The following is a 15,649-nucleotide window of genomic DNA, read 5'->3' as shown; positions in this document are numbered from 1 at the left end:
TTTCCTTGGAAAAGGGCGTGCCGGTCAGGCGGCGATGTTGGAACGGGCGGCATCCTCGAGGATGAAGCGTGCGGCGCGCTCGGCGATCATCATCGTGGGGGCGCTGGTGTTGCCGCTGACGATCTCGGGCATGACCGAGGCATCGACCACGCGCAGGCCGGAGACTCCGCGTACGCGCAGGCGGCCGTCCACCACGGCCATCGGATCGGAATCCGGCCCCATCTTGCAGGTGCCGGTGGGATGGTAGGCGGTGTTCACGATCTTGCGCAGTGCTGCATCGATCTCGGCATCGGTCCGGTGCTGTGCGCCCGGTTCGATTTCCTCGCCAGTCAGCGGCGCCAGTGCGGGCTGTGCAAAGATGCGCCGGGTCTCGCGGAAACCGGCGATCAGGGTCTTCATGTCGTAGGGATCGGCGAAGAAGTTGGGATCGATCACCGGCTTGTCCTCGGGCCGGTTGCTGGCGAGGCGCACCGATCCGGCGCTGCGCGGGCGCAGCAACTGGACCAGACCCATATAGCCGTGGCGGCGCGGAATGGCGCGGGCGTCGAGCTTGAGGCCGACCAGGAAAGTGATCTGGATATCCGGCCGTCCGCTGCCGTCGGTGCAGAGGAATCCGCCGCATTCCGCGACGTTCGAGGCAAGCATGCCGGTACGATTGACGAGATATTGCAGCGGGCTGGCGAGGATGCGCGGCAGCGACTTGGGCGAGACGGCGTAGGATTCCCCGCTCGGGTTCTCCATCGCGACATGGACCGTGGGATGATCCTGGAGATGGGCACCCACGCCCGGAAGATCGTGGAGCGGCTCGATGCCCACTTCGCGCAAGTGATCCGCCGGGCCGATACCGGAGAGCATCAGCAATTGCGGGGAGTTGGTCGCGCCGGCGCAGAGCACGATCTCGCGCCGGGCATTCAGCACGCTGCGCACGCCATCCCGTTCGATCTCTATCCCGGTCGCGCGGCCACGGTCGAAGACGATGCGGCGGACGAGAGTTTCGTCGAGTACGGTCAAATTGAGGCGCTTGAGGGCAGGGTGCAGGAACGCCCGCGCGCTCGACAGGCGGGTGCCCTTGCGCTGGTTGAGGTCGTAGCGGCCGAAGCCGTCCTTGCGCTCCCCGGCGAAGTCGTCGTTGCGGTAATGCCCGGCCTGTTCGGCGGCATCAAGAATGGCGCCTGTCACCGGATTGAAGGAGCGCGGCTTCTGCACATCGAGTTCGCCGCCCTTGCCGTGCCAAGGCTTGTCGGCGCCGGCATAGTTTTCGACCGCCTTGAACGCCGGAAGCACATCATCGTAGGACCAGCCCGCGTTGCCGGCGGCTTCCCAGGCCTCGTAATCTTCCTTCTGGCCGCGAATATAGACACCGCCGTTGATGGCGCTGCATCCGCCCAGCAGCTTGCCGCGCGGGAAGTTGATCGTTCGGTTCCCGACGGCATCATTGCCTTGCAGCGCCTGCTTCCAATTGGTCCGGTCGCTCGGCAGCAGGAAGATGTTGCCCACCGGCATGACGGTCTTGAGGTTTACCGGCCATTTCCGGTCGGACGGTCCCGCCTCGATCAGGGCGACGCGGTTGGCGGGATCGGCCGAGAGGCGGTTGGCCATCAGGCTTCCGGCCGAACCGGAGCCGATCACGATATAGTCGAAGCTGTCGTTCACGCGGTCATTTCCTTGCGGCCGAATGAGGGGCGGCCGAGCGGCGGGACATGCCCGCGCACGGCGATGAAACCGATGGCATTGACCAGCATGAGCGCCGCCAGAACGCCGAAGAACAGGAAATTGCCCCCGCCGATCAAGCCCGCACCGGCTACCGAACTGACGATGGCCCCGGCCCGTCCGGCGGCGCCCATGAGGCCGAGGCCGCGCGCCCGCACTGCAGTGGGGAAGGCGTGGGCGCCGACTGCGAACATGGCCGACTGCGCGGCGCTGGCGAACAGACCCAGCGCGCCGAGGCCGATCAGCATGGAAGTCTCGGCGTCGCCCCCGCCAGTGCGCAGGAATGCGAGGAACAGGCAGACCGCCGCGCCGACCAGCGCCATCAGGATCAGGGTCGGGCGCGAGCCGAAGCGCATGATCGCCACCGAAGCGCCGACCGCGCCCAGCGTGCCGCCAAGGTTAAAGCTGGTCAGCCCAAGACTGGCCGAGGCGAGGCTGAAACCGGAAGAGAACAGCAACGTCGGCGACCAGTTGAACATGAGGTAGATCATGAACATGCCGGAAAACATCGCCAGCGAAAGCGCGAGGCTGTCGCGCAGCAGCCGTCCTTGCAGAAGCGCGCCGGACGGCACGTGGTCGGTGGTCTCCACGGTGGCCGGGCCGCTCCGCAGAGGCGCGTGGCCGATCCTGCGCATCAGTCGCTCGTACTGGCCGCGCCGTTCGGGACGGCTTTCGAGGAAACGCGGCGATTCCGGCAGGATGAAGTGGAGCAGCACGGTGAAAGCGATGGTGACGACGCCGGCAAGATAGAACAGCCAGCGCCAGCCCAGCACGGGCAGTACCGCAGCTGCCGCGATCCCGCCGAGAATGCCGCCGATCGAGACGCAGACGACCCCGAACGTCACCGCCACGCTGCGCCAGCGGGTCGGCGTGAATTCGGCGATCATGGCGCTGGCCGTTCCGGGCACACCGCCAAGGCCGACCCCGGCAAGGGTCTTGAGCGCGGCAATGTGCCAGAGGCTGGTGCTGGTGCCGGTCAGCAGGGTCGCCACGCCGAACAGGGCGACGCCTGCCAGCAGGGCACCGCGCCGTCCGAAGCGGTCGCCGATGTAGCCTGCCGCCAGCGTGCCTACCGCCATGCCGACGAAGCCCAGCGCAAAGACGCCGCCCAGTGCCTCGCGCCCGATCGCCCACTCTTTCAGCAGCGACGGGGCGGCGAGGCCCAGCATCTGGTTATCGAGACCGTCAAGGACGACGGTCGCCGCTATCATCAGAACCGTCCATACCTGGAAGGACGACATCGGTGCGTCGTCCAGCAAGCCCTTCGCGTCCCGGTCTGTCGCGATGATCGCCACAGCTTCTCCTCTTCATGGGGCTTTGCCCCTTCTTGTTATCGCCGGGATGGCCGATCCCGTTTGATCATGGCCGTCAGATGTCGAGCACCAGGCTGGCCGTCTTCGCGCCCGAGCAACAGACCATGATCGAGCGGTTGGCCGCCTTTTCGTCCTCGCTCAGGAAATGGTCACGGTGATCGGGAACGCCGCCCAGCACCTTGACCTCGCAAGTGCCGCAGACGCCTTCGGAGCAGGCGAAGCCGACGTCGACGCCGGCCCCGAGCAGCGCGTCGAGCATCGTTTCGCCTTCGCTCACGGTCAGCGTCTTGCCGCTGCGCGCCAGTTCCAGCGTATAGCCGCCTTCGGTTGCCAGTTCGGTCTCGGCCGAGAAATATTCGATATGGGCGTGGTCTTTGGGGCGCCCGGCATTGGTGGCGACGAACGCGTCGAGCATGCCGTTCGGGCCGCAGCAATAGAGATGGGCGTCAGCGGGCGCGGCGGCGCAGATCGCGGCAAGGTCGAGCCGCTGCGCGCCGGGCAGTCCGTCATAGACGACGTTGACGCGGTCATGGTCCTCGATCCGGTCGACATAGGCGGCGCGCTCGGGGGTGGCGGCAACGTAATGGAGTTCCCAGGAGCGACCCAGCTTTTCGAGGCGGGCGATCATCGGCAGCATCGGGGTGATGCCAATGCCGCCTGCGACCAGCACGGTGTGCGCCGCATCCTCGACCATCGGGAAGTTGTTCTTAGGCTCCGAGATCTCGACCCGCTCGCCCACGCGCCATTCCTGATGGATGTGCTTCGAGCCGCCGCGGCTGTCGATCGCATGGTGGACGGCGATCTCGTAATAGCCGCGAATGGCGGGATCGTTGACCAGCGAGTAGCTGCGGGCGAGGCCCGGCTTGAGCTGGACGTCGATATGCGCGCCCGGTTCGAAGGCGGGCAGCAGGCCGCCGCCGACGGGTTCGAGCACGTAGGAATTGATGCCTTCCGCTTCCCAGCGAATGGTCCGAATGAATGCCTGCATCACACTCTCCTTGAGGCACGATGCGTCCGGTGGTCGCCCCGGTGCGCGATGGATCGGCGCCCGATGGAGACCCTCATGCGTCTCGTCACCCTCTGTCCTTTTTATCGGGCGGGACGGTGCATGGATCGCACCATCCCGCCGGTTTTCATTACTCTGCCGCTTCAACCGTTTCGGGCCAGCGCACCGCCCTTGCAAGCGCGGACTCATAGGCGTTCTGCAGGCTGTCCTGCGGATCGTGCAGGAAGGATCCGGCGCGGGCGCGGTAGAAGATCGACGGGTCCTCGACACCCGGCGGCACCACGCCCTTGTTGGCGAAGGCGCGGGCGGCGATCAGAGCGCGGCGGCGTACGCGGGCGATCATCTGGTCGGTCGGGGCCAGGTTCTCGAAGCTGTGGTCGGTGATGGGGCCCATGCTCTCGGTAACGGCCTGGTCCTGCATCGTGATGTTGGCGATGCCGGTGAACTGGGTGCCGTTACGCTGGGATTCGCGGTCGATCGCCCAGTCGTTCGCTTCGCTATCGGGCGAGCGCCAGCGGCCGAACCAGTCGGTGGTGGTCGGTGCATATTCCAGTGGGCCGAACAGCGGGGTGCCGTCCTTGAGCGTGGACGTATAGGCCGGATTGCCGGCATCGACGCCGCAAGTGATGTCGAACAGCATGGAATGCTCGTCGTCCATCGGCACCCAGGCGCGGGCGATGGCGCGGGTGGCGAAGCGGTTGTTGGGCGTCTGCGTCCAGAACGGGAACATGTAGTGCGCCACGCGCCACGACATCTGCCCGTCGTCATTGGGACGATAGCCGCCGTACATCACGCCCCAGTCGGACTGGAGCACTTCATATTCCGGCGCGCGGTTGAGCACGGTCGGACGCATCGGGTGGTCTTCTTCGAGATCCTCGGCCTCGATGGAGCCGACGTGAAGGAAGCCGACGTGGCTGGTGTCGATGTCGCCTTCCAGCGCCTGAAGCCAGTTGCAGTCGCGCTGGAGGCACCAGATCTCGGCATCGGCGTGCATGGTCGCCTCGATCTCGGGAAGCGGCGGCGGGCTCGCCTGGTTCTCGCCCATGTAGACCCAGATCAGGCCGTTCGCCTCATGGGTCTTGTAGGCCTTGGCGTGGACCTTTTCCTTGAAGTCCATGCGGGCGGGCACAGAGGGCATGTCCACGCACTTGCCGTCCACGTCGAACTTCCAGCCATGATAGACGCAGCGGATGCCGTTCTGCTCGTTGCGGCCCACGAACAGCGAGGCGCAGCGGTGCGGGCAGCGGTGGTCCATGATTCCCACCCGGCCGGAGCTGTCGCGGAAGGCGATCAGCTTTTCGCACAGGATCATCAGGCGCACCGGATCGCCGTCCGCCTTCACCTCGGAGGAGAGGCAGGCAGGCATCCAGTACTGCCGCATGAAGGAACCCATGACGGTTCCGGGGCCAACGCGGGTGAGGTCGGTGCTGTCTTGTGGCTGCATGGTTCAGGCTCTTCCTTGGTCGTCTTCGATCGCCTCGACCCTCCTCCTGAAGCCTGTGGTTCCGGTGAGGCGGTGGCGGTTCTCGTTTGCCCATTCGAGCTACCCGCAGATTTCCGTCAACCCCAATCGGAATATGGTCTTACCATTCGAAAACCGGGATGAAACTATTGCAAGGCATCGCGTTTGCCGCTTCTCACCGTCTCAAGGCGGCAGGGAAGCCGCGATAAAGCCCTTGGGGAGATGCCATCCATGACATTCAAGTATATGACTTCCGCGGCCGTTTGCGCCTTGTCGACTATATCGATTGCACCGGCTTTTGCGCAGACCGCCGCGCCGGAAACGGCCGAAGCGGACGACAGCCCTGCTGCCGCATCGCGCCCCAGCGTCGATTCGCAGGACATCATCGTCACCGCCCAGCGCCGTGCTTCCACCGTGCGCGAGGTTCCCTTCTCCATTGCTGCGTTCGGCGGCGAACAGCTTCGCACCGATCAGGTCTTCAGCCCCACCGCGCTGACGCAGCAGATGCCGGGAATCACCGTCAACACGTCGGACAAGTCGCTGTCGATCGTCGCCATTCGCGGCAACGTCTCGACGTTCCGCACGGCGACGCTGGATACTCCGGTCGCCTATTTCATGGATGACATCTACTATGTGTTCAACAACGACCTGAACGCCAACTTCTTCGACGTGGAGCGCGTCGAAGTGCTGCGCGGCCCGCAGGGTACGTTGTTCGGCCGTAACGTCGTGGGCGGCGCCATTGCCGTGATCAGCAAGAACCCAGAGTTCAAGGACGACTATTTCCTCCAGGGCACCGGCGGCAATGCGGGCTACTTCCGCAGCGAAGGCATGGTCAACACCACGCTCGTCGAAGACAAGATCGCCGCGCGCTTCTCGTTCAGCACCGAGACTTCGGACGGCCAGATCGACACGCCCAACCAGTCGGGCAGCTACGGCAAGACGGACGGCTATGCGATGCGCGGCAAGTTGCTGTTCCAGCCCACCGACACGCTGAAGGTCGTGCTCTCGGGCGACTACAGCTACACCAAGGGCAATGGCGGCGCGATCGGGCTGGGGATCGGCGGCAATCAGGTGGTTCCGGATACCTTCGGGGACTTTACCAACGACAAGTGGGTGAACAACGACTACGCGGCCTCGCCCTATCGCCAGCGTCTGCGCGGCGGCTATCTGCGCGGCGACCTCGACCTGCTGGGCGGCACGCTGACCTCGATCACCGGCTACCGCATGAACGACAGCCGCGCGACCAACGACGACGTGCCGGTCGGCACCGAAGTGCCCGTGTTCGACCGCCGTCAGGTGGTGCGCAACCGCAGCTTCACGCAGGAAGTGCGCTACGCCTCGGCGCCGGGCGTGCTGTCCTACGTGGTCGGCGCCTATTACCTCTCGGCAGACGTCTCGACCACGAACATCTTCAACTACAGCCCGCTGCCCGGCTCGGCCGTTCCCGCCAGCGTGCGCCGCAATCCCGACGTGAACAACATCACCCGCGTGCAGCAGGGCGACGTGCGCAGCCTCGCGGTGTTCGGCGAGGCGACGCTCAAAGTCACCGACCAGCTCTCTCTTGTTGCGGGCGGGCGCTATACGTCCGATCGCAAGAAGATCGACTATCACGCGTTCTCGACCACCGATGCCGGCGCCATTCCGGGCTTCGGCTTCCCCGGAGAAGTGATCGCCTCGGGCGGCAAGACCTGGAACGCCTTCACCCCGCGCTTCACGATCAAGTACGAGCCCTTCGACAAGGTCAACCTCTACGCGACGTACGCCAAGGGCTTCAAGTCGGGCGGCTTCGTGGACAATGCCTATCGCGATCCCACCATCCCGCTCGCGCCCGAACATGCCGAAAACTACGAGATCGGCGCCAAGACCCGCCTGTTCGGCGACATGCTGGACTTCAATGTCGCGCTGTTCCGCCAGAAGACCAAGGACCTCCAGAACTTCTCCGGCGCGGGTGGCATCGCCCATACCTACAACGGCACGCTCAAGATGAAGGGCTGGGAAATCGAATCCGTGCTGCGGCCGATGGACGGACTGCGCTTGACCGGGAACTATACCCACCTGATCGGCACATATACCTCGCTGGAAGATCCGCTGGTCGGCCTCGATTATTCGGGCAATCCGGCGAAGTTCGCGCCGCGCGACGCCTTCACCATCGGTGCGAGCTATCAGGCGGTGCTCGGCAACGGGGCAAGCCTGACGCCGCAGATGGACTTCAACTACTCCGCGCGCATCTCGACCGACGATGCGAACACGCTGCGTCTCTACCAGAACCTTTACAACGATACGCGGGGCCGCACGCTCAACGCGCGCCTGAACTACGAGTCCGCCGATGGCCGCTGGACCCTGGGCATCTGGGGCAAGAACCTCACCAACAACTACCAGATCGTCAATGCCGACGACATCACGGCGTTCCTCGCGAGGCCGGGCAACGGCACGACGTATTGGAAGATCTTCACCAACACGCCGCGCACTTACGGCGTGACTCTCTCCATTCGGCGCTGACGGCCTGGCGGGGGACCGGCACGCCGTTCCTCCGCCTTTTTCGATGGAAATTCAAGAACCAAGGAATCCGAGATGACTATGCCTACCCAGCTTCCCGCCAACGGCAGCTTCTCCTTTTCGGGGCGTACCGCGCTCGTCACCGGCGGGGCGCGCGGCGTGGGAGAGGCGGTCGCGCGGGAAATCCATGCTGGCGGGGGCAAGGTGGCGGTGAGCGACATCGACCTTGCCGCTGCCGAGGCGGTGGCGCGCTCGCTCGATCCCTCGGGCGAGACGGCCATGGCCCTCGCGCTCGACGTTCGCAGCAAGGACGACTTCCTCGCCGCGCGCGACCGGATCGTCGCGGCATGGGAGCGGGTCGATATCGTCGTCAACAATGCCGGCCTTGCGCGCCGCACGCCGACGCAGGACATCAGCCCCGAAGAATTCGACGAGATCGTCGCCATCAATATGCGCAGCGTGTTCCTCAGCTGCCAGATCTTCTCCGAGCATATGAAAGCCAGCGGCTATGGCCGTATCGTCAACGTCACCTCGCTGGCGGGCCAGAACGGCGGCACCGTCGCCTCGCCGCACTATGCCGCCTCGAAGGCCGGAGCGATCATGCTCTCGAAGTATTTCGCGCGTTATCTCGCCGGAACCGGCGTGACCGTGAACGCCATTGCGCCCGGCCCGATCGACACTGCCAAGGGCCGCCTTTCGGAAGAACAGATCGCGCGCGTGGAGGCGGAAGTGCCGGTCGGCCGGTTCATGGAAGTGGGCGAAATCGCTGCCGCCGTCGCGCTGGTCGCCTCGGATCGCGGCGGGTTCTTCGTGGGGGCAACGCTCGATATGAACGGCGGACTCTACCTCCGGTAAGCGCATGGCATGCCGGTGCTCGTCCCGCTTTTCCAATGGCTTTATTCAATTGCGATTGGAGGCGGGATTTCTGCGAGGATAGCCTCTATCCATAAAGCAAGCCGGACGGCGGCAAGACCGATCCGGACAAGGAGAGTTACATGTTCATTCGCAACACTTGGTACGTCGCCGCCTTCGCCGCCGAGATCGAGCCCGGCAAGACCCTGGCGCGGCGGTTTCTGAATGAACCGGTCGTCCTCTTCCGCACGTCGGACGGCCAGATCGCGGCGCTGGAGGACCGGTGCAGTCACCGCGCCATGCCGCTGAGCGCGGGCCATGTCGAAGGGGACGTGATCCGCTGCTGCTACCACGGCGTCGAATTCAACCGGCTGGGCGCCTGCACGCGCATCCCCAACCAGACCCGCATCCCGCCCTCGGCCAATGTGCGCCATTACCCGGTTCTCGAAAAGGACCACCTGATCTGGATCTGGATGGGCGACGAGGCGCTGGCCGATCCCTCCACCGTGATCGACAGTCCCGAGCACAACGATCCGGCCTGGACCTGGCGTCCCTACAACTTCCATGTGAAGGCCGACTGGCAGCTCATCATCGACAACATCATGGACCTGACGCACGTCCCGTACATCCATGCGCGCACCATCGGCGGCAATCCGGAACAGCATTACGGCGCCGACACCAAGGTGGAGTTCGACGGCAACAAGGTCACGCTGCTGCGCAAGATGCCCAACTCCGTCCCGCCGCGCTCCTACATCGACGCCGGCGGCTTCAAGGGAAGGGTGGACCGCTGGCAGGAAGTGCGCTTCGAACCGCGCGTGGGCATGACCTGCCGCGTCAATGCCGGCGGCTGCGATGTCGGGACAGGGGCCTACGAAGGCAAGCGCGACAACGGTTTCATGCTTGCCAACAACCACTTCATCACACCGGAGACGGACAAGAGCAGCCACTATCTCTGGACCATCTGCACGACCGCCTCGAAGGAAAGCGGCGTGCCGGAGGTGCTGTTCGACCAGTTCTTCGATACCATCACCGAGGACGAGGAAACGCTTCAGGCGCAGCAGCTTCGCATCGACGACCAGCCGCATCGCGGCTTCGTGGGCATCGCCAGCGACGGCGCGGTCAACCAGGCCCGCCGCGTCCTGAGCAACCTGTTCGAGGCGGAGCAGGGCGAACTCGCCGCCGCCGAGTAATGCCTGCCAGTTTGGGTGAGGCCAGCGTGAGCGAGGCCGGGATCGGCACCCGTGCAAGGGTGCCGATCTGGCTGCTCGGATCGATGACGCTGAGCGGCACGCTCGGCATTCACATCTTCGCCCCCGCGCTCGTGGTTGCCGCACAGGCTTTCGGAGCCCGCAACGCCGAACTGCAACTCGGCATCAGCCTCTACATCTGGGGCCTCGCCTTCGGGCAGCTGGTGCATGGCCCACTGTCCGACCGCTTCGGGCGGCGGCCGGTCCTGATCGGCGGCAGCGCCGTCTTCACCCTGGCGAGCCTCATCGCGGCGACGGCGTTTTCGGCGAGCTTCTTCAACGTGTGCCGGTTCGCGCAGGCGCTGGGCGGCAGCGCGGGGATGGTGATCGCCCGGACCATCGTGCGCGACGTGAGCACGGAACAGGGCTCGACCGGCGGCCTCGCCAGGCTCAATCTGATGATTCTGGTCGGGCCGGGGCTGGGGCCGATGATCGGCGGCTTTCTGGTCACGCATGCAGGATGGCAGTCGATCCTGATCCTGTTGGCGCTATCGGGCGCGCTCAACACCGCCGCGATCGTCTCGCTCCTGCCGGAAACCGGCACGCCGCGTGCGGCAACGACGCGGGGCGTGCTGGGGAACTATGCGCGGCTGGTAACATCGGGCCATTTCGCGGCCTATGCGATCGGCGGTGGCTGCGTCACCACCGGCTGGTACGCCTTTCTCAGCGCCGCGCCGCTCATCTACCAGCAGCGCTTCGGACTAACGCCCGATGCCAGCGGCGTGCATCTCGGCGTGGTGGTGGCCGGAGCCTGGGTCGGCAGCTTTATGGCCTCGCGGCTGAGCCACCACTGGGCGGCGGCCCGAATGCTGGCTTTGGGATGCCGGCTGTCGCTGGGCGTGGCCTTCGGGCTGCTGGCGGCATTTCTTTCGGGCCTTGCCAGCCCGATCCTCGTGACGGGCCTGATGTTCCTCTTCACCTGCGGCGTCGGTCTTGCCGGACCGGCGGCGCTGGCGTTGGCGACGTCCGTCGATCCCGCCGCCTTCGGCTCGGCTTCGGGGCTCTATGGCGCGATCCAGATGGCCGTCGGCGCGCTGGCGGCGGCAGGGGCAAGCGTCGGCGGCGACGGGGCGATGACGGCCATCGCGATCCTGATCGGCTGCGAGATCGCCGCGCTGTGCCTTTTCGCAGGCCGGGCGCGCCGCATTGCGAAGGCTCCCGTGCCGTGCTCTAGACGTGCCCATGAAGATGCGTGAGCTAGAACAACGCACCGGCGTGCACCGGGAGGTCATCCGCCTCTACTTGCGCAGCGGCGTCATCCCCGAGCCCGATCGGCCCAAGCGCACGGTTGCGATCTACCGCGAGGATCACGTCCAGGCGATAGCCACGGTCCGCAAGCTCCAGCACGAAAGCCGCCTGACCCTGCCGCAGATCAAGGCGCTGATGGAGGGCGGCGGCCAGCAGCCCCGTGTCGACACCAGCGCGCTGGACCAGTTGGAGCAACTCGTGGCGCACCGCGCGGGCGAGGACCAGGGGCCGGTTCCGGTCGCCTCGCTGCTCGAAAGCTATCCCTCTGCCGCCGAGGACGCACGCATACTTGCCGGGATCGGGGTGCTCACGATCATCGAGACGCCGGACGGCGATGCGCTGACCATTTCCGATGCGCAGATGGTTCGCATCTGGGGGGACATGCGCAAGGCCGGGTTCGACGCGCATCTGGACTATACCCCCGAAGTGCTGGGCTTCTACGTCGAGGCGGCGGACTTCGTCGGCAAGTGGGAAGCCACGACTTTCCTCGAACGCGTGACCGGGCGGGTGGAAGTGGGCGAGGCGGCCGATCTCGTCGAGCAGGCGCTGCCGTTGATGCTCGATTTCTTCGGCGTCCTGCGCCAGCGCGCGTTCTTCCGCCACTTTGACGCGATCAGGGGCCACACAGAGGGCTGAGGCCGGACAGCCCCCGAGGTTGTCCGGCCCATGGGTTTACATCGTCAGGACCGCCTTGACGCAGCGACCCGCGTGCTGGTCCGCAACGGCCTCGTTGATCCGGTCGAGCGGATAAGTGCGGATCATCCGGTCGAACGGGAAGTGCCCGGCGGCATGGAGTTCGATCAGGCGGGGCAGGAATTCCTGCGGGTCCGCATTGCCTTCGGTGACACCGCAGACCTTCAGGCCGAGCGAGAGCATGTGCAGGAGGTTGAGCGAGATTGCCGCGTCCGCGCTGCGCGGCACGCCGACCATGGCAAGGCGCCCCAGCACGGCCATGGCGCCGAGACCATCCTCGATCACCCCCGGCACGCCCGAGGTGTCGAGCATGGCGTCTGCCCCCGGCGGCAGGATGGCGCGGACCTGTTCGGCCAGCGGTTCCCCGGCGGGATCGAGGGCATGGGTCGCGCCAAGGTCGAGCGCCATTTCGCGCCGTGAAGCCAGCGGGTCGGAGACGATGATCACGCGCGCCCCGGCCGAGGCGGCAGCCATGACCCCGCTCAGGCCCACCGGACCCGCGCCCGTCACCAGCAGGCTTTCTCCCGCCTTGACCTCGAGGGCGTTGAGCACCGCACCGGCCCCGGTCATGATCCCGCAGCCGAGCGGGCCGAGCAGCGCCAGCGGCGCTTCCTTTGGCACTTTCACCAGATTGCGTGCGGCAGCGATGGCATGGGTGGCGAACGAGGATTGCCCGAAGAAATGGCTGCTGACATCGTGGTCGCCGTCGTGAATGCAGGTGCTGCCATCCATCCGGCGCCCGCCGAAGTTCAGCGCGGCGAAGTCTCTGCAATAGGCGGGTTCCCCGGCGTCGCACTGCGGACATCCCCGACAGGCGGCGAAGCCGAGGATCACGCTGTCGCCCACTTGCAGCGTCGTCACGTCCGCCCCGACCGCCTCCACGATACCGGCACCCTCATGCCCCAGAACGGCGGGTAGCGGCACCGGCAGGATCTGGTCGCGCACGACGAGGTCGGTGTGGCACAGGCCCGTCGCGACGATCTTCACGCGCACTTCGTCGGGCCGCAGGCCCGAAAGCGTCAGCGTCTCCACGGCGAAGGCCTCGCCCGGGCGGCGAACCACTGCTGCACGTATTTCCATGGCGCATCTCTCTCCTATTCGATCTTTGCCTCGCCATTCGATTAGCGGGATGGTCCTTTGTCCGATCGGTCTCGTGAGCACCGGAAAACGGCCATTCCTGCCATTTTATCCCTCGAATGGTCGGACCTATATCTACGATTGACCTCGGAGCCTGTCCATAGTTACGTGTCTGTAACACGCAATTTGCGGCGGAGCCAACCGCCCAAGGGAGAGCCCATGACCGTTTCGCTCGATACCGAGAGCTGCCCCGTCATTCCTGACGATATCGCACGCATTGTGATCTCGCCGAAATCCTATACCGACGACGAATTGATCTACGGCACATTTCGCTGGCTGCGCGAGAACATGCCGCTGGCCAAGGCGCATGTTCCGGGCTTCGATCCGATCTGGATCGTGACCAAGCACGCGGATATTCGCGAGGCGGAACGCAATGCGAAGCTGTTCCGAAATTCCGATTTCAACCCGGTGCTGAACGACCGCGCCTCGGACGAGTTCACCCGTTCGATCAACGGCGGATCGACGAAGATCATCTCCTCGCTGACCTACATGGACGGGGAGCATGGCATCCGGATCGCGGCCATGGCCCAGCTTGAAGCCCGCCGCCGCCTTGGCCACCCCTTCGACCACGCGGTCGAACACCGAGCGCTCGACATAGAGGCGCGAGGCTGCGAGGCAGACCTGTCCGGAATTGAAGAACACCGCCAGCGCAGCCCCCACGGCCGCCGCGTCGAGGTCGGCATCGGCAAAGACCAGCGAGGGCGACTTGCCGCCCAGTTCCAGCGTGACGCGCTTCAGGTCCCGAGCGGCGGTCTGGACGATCTGCTTGCCCACGCGCGTCGATCCGGTGAAGGCGATCTTTGTCGATACCGGGATGCTCGACCAGCGCCTGCCCCGCTTCGTGGCCGTAGCCGGTCACGACATTGAGCACACCGTCCGGCAGACCCGCTTCCAGCGCCAGTTCGGCAAGTCGCAGCGCCGTCAACGGAGTCACTTCGGACGGCTTCAGGACGATCGTACAGCCGGCGGCAAGCGCAGGCGCGATCTTCCATGCCGCCATCGCCAGCGGATAGTTCCACGGCACGATCTGGCCGACGACGCCGATCGGCTCGCGAACGGTATAGGAATGGTACTGCCGTCCGTCGCCCGAAAACGGATTGACCTGTCCCCCGATCTTCGAGGCCCAGCCGGCCATGTAGCGGAAGATGTCGACAGCCGAAGGTACGTCCACCGCCAGCGCGTGATGGTAGGTCTTGCCGTTGTCGTAGCTTTCCAGTAGCGCCAGTTCGTGGGCGTGCTCCTCCACCTTGCGGGCGATCGCCTCGATGATGCGGCCCCGATCGAGCGGGCGCATGCGCGACCATTCGGCGCTTTCGAATGCCTTGCGCGCCCGCGCGACAGCACGGTCCACATCGGCCGCGCTGCCCGCCGGTACGCTGGCGAAGACCTTGCCGGTGGCAGGGTCTTCCACATCGATCCGCTCACCGCTTTCCGCTTCGCAGCGCGCGCCGCCGATCAGCATCCGCGTGTCCGGCAGATCCACCTCGTGGCCGGGTTCGCCATGGCGGATCGGTCCGCTCGTCTCGCGCGGGCAGCAGAGCCGGGTTCTGGACTACATCGAACAGGGGAAACGGGCCGGTGCGGAGCTGGTTTTCGGCGGCAACACGGGTGGCCGGGAAGGCTATTTCGTGGAACCGACGATCTTTGCCAATCCCGACCCGGATGCCAGCATCGTGCGCGAGGAAATCTTCGGCCCGGTGCTCGTCGCCACGCCGTTCGACGATGTCGAGGAAGTGGTGCGGGCCGCGAACGACACGCGTTACGGCCTTGCCGCCAATATCTGGACGCGCGACATTTCCCGCGCCCATCTGACGGCCCGCAGGCTCCAGGCAGGCGTCGTTTGGGTCAATACGCACGGCATGAACGACCCTTCCGCGCCGTTTGGTGGCGTGAAGGAGTCAGGATGGGGCCGAGAGGTCGGTGAAGAGGGCGTTCTTCACTATACGGAGAGCAAGACAGTGACGGTCTTGCTGGATTCCTGAACCCTCACGATTTAGCCAAGGAAAATGTGTATGCACCAAGCTTTCCCTCGGTCCTTATTCGCTTATCCCGGGCCTGAATGAGCTCACGTCCGGGTAGACTCCAAAAGTCAGGAGCTTCTCCTTGCCCTCGAACTTGAACTTCATGCGTCAGGATTTGAGGCCGGCTTTCGTAACATGAAGGAACAGCCCGCCCGAATCCCAAAGCTTCTAAGCCTTCTCTCGCGGCTTGGCGTTCTGCACTGCTTGTCCGTAAGTACGATACCCCGCTTTGTACCCCACTCTACCGTGGGCGAGAGTGGAACAAAGCAGGTCTAAGTGAGACCAGTGATAGCATAAAAATCGTCTAAAATCAGACACTTCCAAGACTCTTCGGGATATCCTGGGAAAAGCACTTGGCGGACAGGGTGGGATTCGAACCCACGGTGAGCTTACACCCACGGCGGTTTTCAAGACCGCTGCCTTAAACCACTCGGCCACCTGTCCGTTGGCCCCTGCGAATAGAG

12 protein-coding genes, 1 tRNA gene and 1 pseudogene are annotated in these 15,649 nt (G+C 65.1%); 6 read left to right on the top strand and 8 right to left on the bottom strand.

Annotated features, from left to right (window positions below):
- Positions 1-24: 24 nt before the first annotated feature.
- The 4 genes from AC4D6D_RS09410 to AC4D6D_RS09395 form a co-directional block, all read right to left on the bottom strand.
- Positions 25-1,653: a GMC family oxidoreductase gene (locus tag AC4D6D_RS09410; protein ID WP_491325066.1), complete on the bottom strand. Its 1,629-nt coding sequence runs from the start codon at positions 1,651-1,653 to the stop codon at positions 25-27.
- Positions 1,650-3,005 carry an MFS transporter gene (locus AC4D6D_RS09405; protein ID WP_491325065.1) on the bottom strand — a complete coding sequence of 452 codons (1,356 nt, stop codon included), beginning with the start codon at positions 3,003-3,005 and terminating at the stop codon, positions 1,650-1,652. The genes AC4D6D_RS09410 and AC4D6D_RS09405 overlap by 4 nt, the downstream gene beginning before the upstream one ends.
- A gap of 73 nt (positions 3,006-3,078) precedes the next feature.
- Positions 3,079-4,011: a PDR/VanB family oxidoreductase gene (locus tag AC4D6D_RS09400; protein ID WP_491325064.1), complete on the bottom strand. Its 933-nt coding sequence runs from the start codon at positions 4,009-4,011 to the stop codon at positions 3,079-3,081.
- Positions 4,012-4,159: 148 nt separating this feature from the next.
- Positions 4,160-5,473 carry a Rieske 2Fe-2S domain-containing protein gene (locus tag AC4D6D_RS09395; protein ID WP_491325063.1) on the bottom strand — a complete coding sequence of 438 codons (1,314 nt, stop codon included), beginning with the start codon at positions 5,471-5,473 and terminating at the stop codon, positions 4,160-4,162.
- 288 nt (positions 5,474-5,761) lie between these two features.
- Here AC4D6D_RS09395 and AC4D6D_RS09390 point away from each other — a divergent pair, with 288 nt between their 5' ends.
- From AC4D6D_RS09390 to AC4D6D_RS09370, 5 genes are all read left to right on the top strand, one after another.
- Positions 5,762-7,990, top strand: a complete 2,229-nt coding sequence (locus AC4D6D_RS09390; protein ID WP_491325062.1) for a TonB-dependent receptor — start codon at positions 5,762-5,764, stop codon at positions 7,988-7,990.
- A 72-nt stretch (positions 7,991-8,062) separates the two neighbouring features.
- The gene (locus AC4D6D_RS09385) at positions 8,063-8,842 is read left to right on the top strand and encodes an SDR family NAD(P)-dependent oxidoreductase (protein ID WP_491325061.1); all 780 of its coding nucleotides are present in this window, start codon (positions 8,063-8,065) and stop codon (positions 8,840-8,842) included.
- Between the two features lie 140 nt (positions 8,843-8,982).
- The gene (locus AC4D6D_RS09380) at positions 8,983-10,029 is read left to right on the top strand and encodes a Rieske 2Fe-2S domain-containing protein (protein ID WP_491325060.1); all 1,047 of its coding nucleotides are present in this window, start codon (positions 8,983-8,985) and stop codon (positions 10,027-10,029) included.
- Positions 10,029-11,282 carry a Bcr/CflA family efflux MFS transporter gene (locus tag AC4D6D_RS09375; protein ID WP_491325059.1) on the top strand — a complete coding sequence of 418 codons (1,254 nt, stop codon included), beginning with the start codon at positions 10,029-10,031 and terminating at the stop codon, positions 11,280-11,282. Before AC4D6D_RS09380 ends, AC4D6D_RS09375 begins: the two co-directional genes overlap by 1 nt.
- On the top strand, positions 11,269-11,970 hold the full coding sequence (locus tag AC4D6D_RS09370; protein ID WP_491325058.1) for a MerR family transcriptional regulator: 702 nt from the start codon (positions 11,269-11,271) through the stop codon (positions 11,968-11,970). The genes AC4D6D_RS09375 and AC4D6D_RS09370 overlap by 14 nt, the downstream gene beginning before the upstream one ends.
- A 36-nt stretch (positions 11,971-12,006) precedes the next feature.
- On the opposite strand, the gene AC4D6D_RS09365 is transcribed toward AC4D6D_RS09370, so the two are convergent.
- The 3 genes and pseudogenes from AC4D6D_RS09365 to AC4D6D_RS09355 form a co-directional block, all read right to left on the bottom strand.
- Positions 12,007-13,107: an NAD(P)-dependent alcohol dehydrogenase gene (locus AC4D6D_RS09365; protein WP_491325057.1), complete on the bottom strand. Its 1,101-nt coding sequence runs from the start codon at positions 13,105-13,107 to the stop codon at positions 12,007-12,009.
- A 132-nt stretch (positions 13,108-13,239) separates the two neighbouring features.
- Complete coding sequence (locus tag AC4D6D_RS09360) at positions 13,240-13,938, bottom strand: aldehyde dehydrogenase family protein (protein WP_491325056.1); 699 nt, start codon at positions 13,936-13,938, stop codon at positions 13,240-13,242.
- 94 nt (positions 13,939-14,032) lie between these two features.
- Positions 14,033-14,575 (bottom strand): annotated as a pseudogene (locus tag AC4D6D_RS09355) (aldehyde dehydrogenase family protein); the annotation flags it as partial.
- Between AC4D6D_RS09355 and AC4D6D_RS09350 the strand changes: the two are divergent.
- On the top strand, positions 14,457-15,146 hold the full coding sequence (locus tag AC4D6D_RS09350; protein ID WP_491327229.1) for an aldehyde dehydrogenase family protein: 690 nt from the start codon (positions 14,457-14,459) through the stop codon (positions 15,144-15,146). The pseudogene AC4D6D_RS09355 and the gene AC4D6D_RS09350 overlap by 119 nt on opposite strands.
- A gap of 393 nt (positions 15,147-15,539) precedes the next feature.
- On the opposite strand, the gene AC4D6D_RS09345 is transcribed toward AC4D6D_RS09350, so the two are convergent.
- Positions 15,540-15,629: transfer RNA gene (locus tag AC4D6D_RS09345), tRNA-Ser, on the bottom strand.
- Positions 15,630-15,649: the final 20 nt, after the last annotated feature.

It is taken from the genome of Novosphingobium sp. BF6 (genome assembly GCF_058273105.1).
The sequence above is the reverse complement of the archived record's forward strand: the minus strand, read 5'-3'. Positions and strand labels throughout refer to the sequence as shown.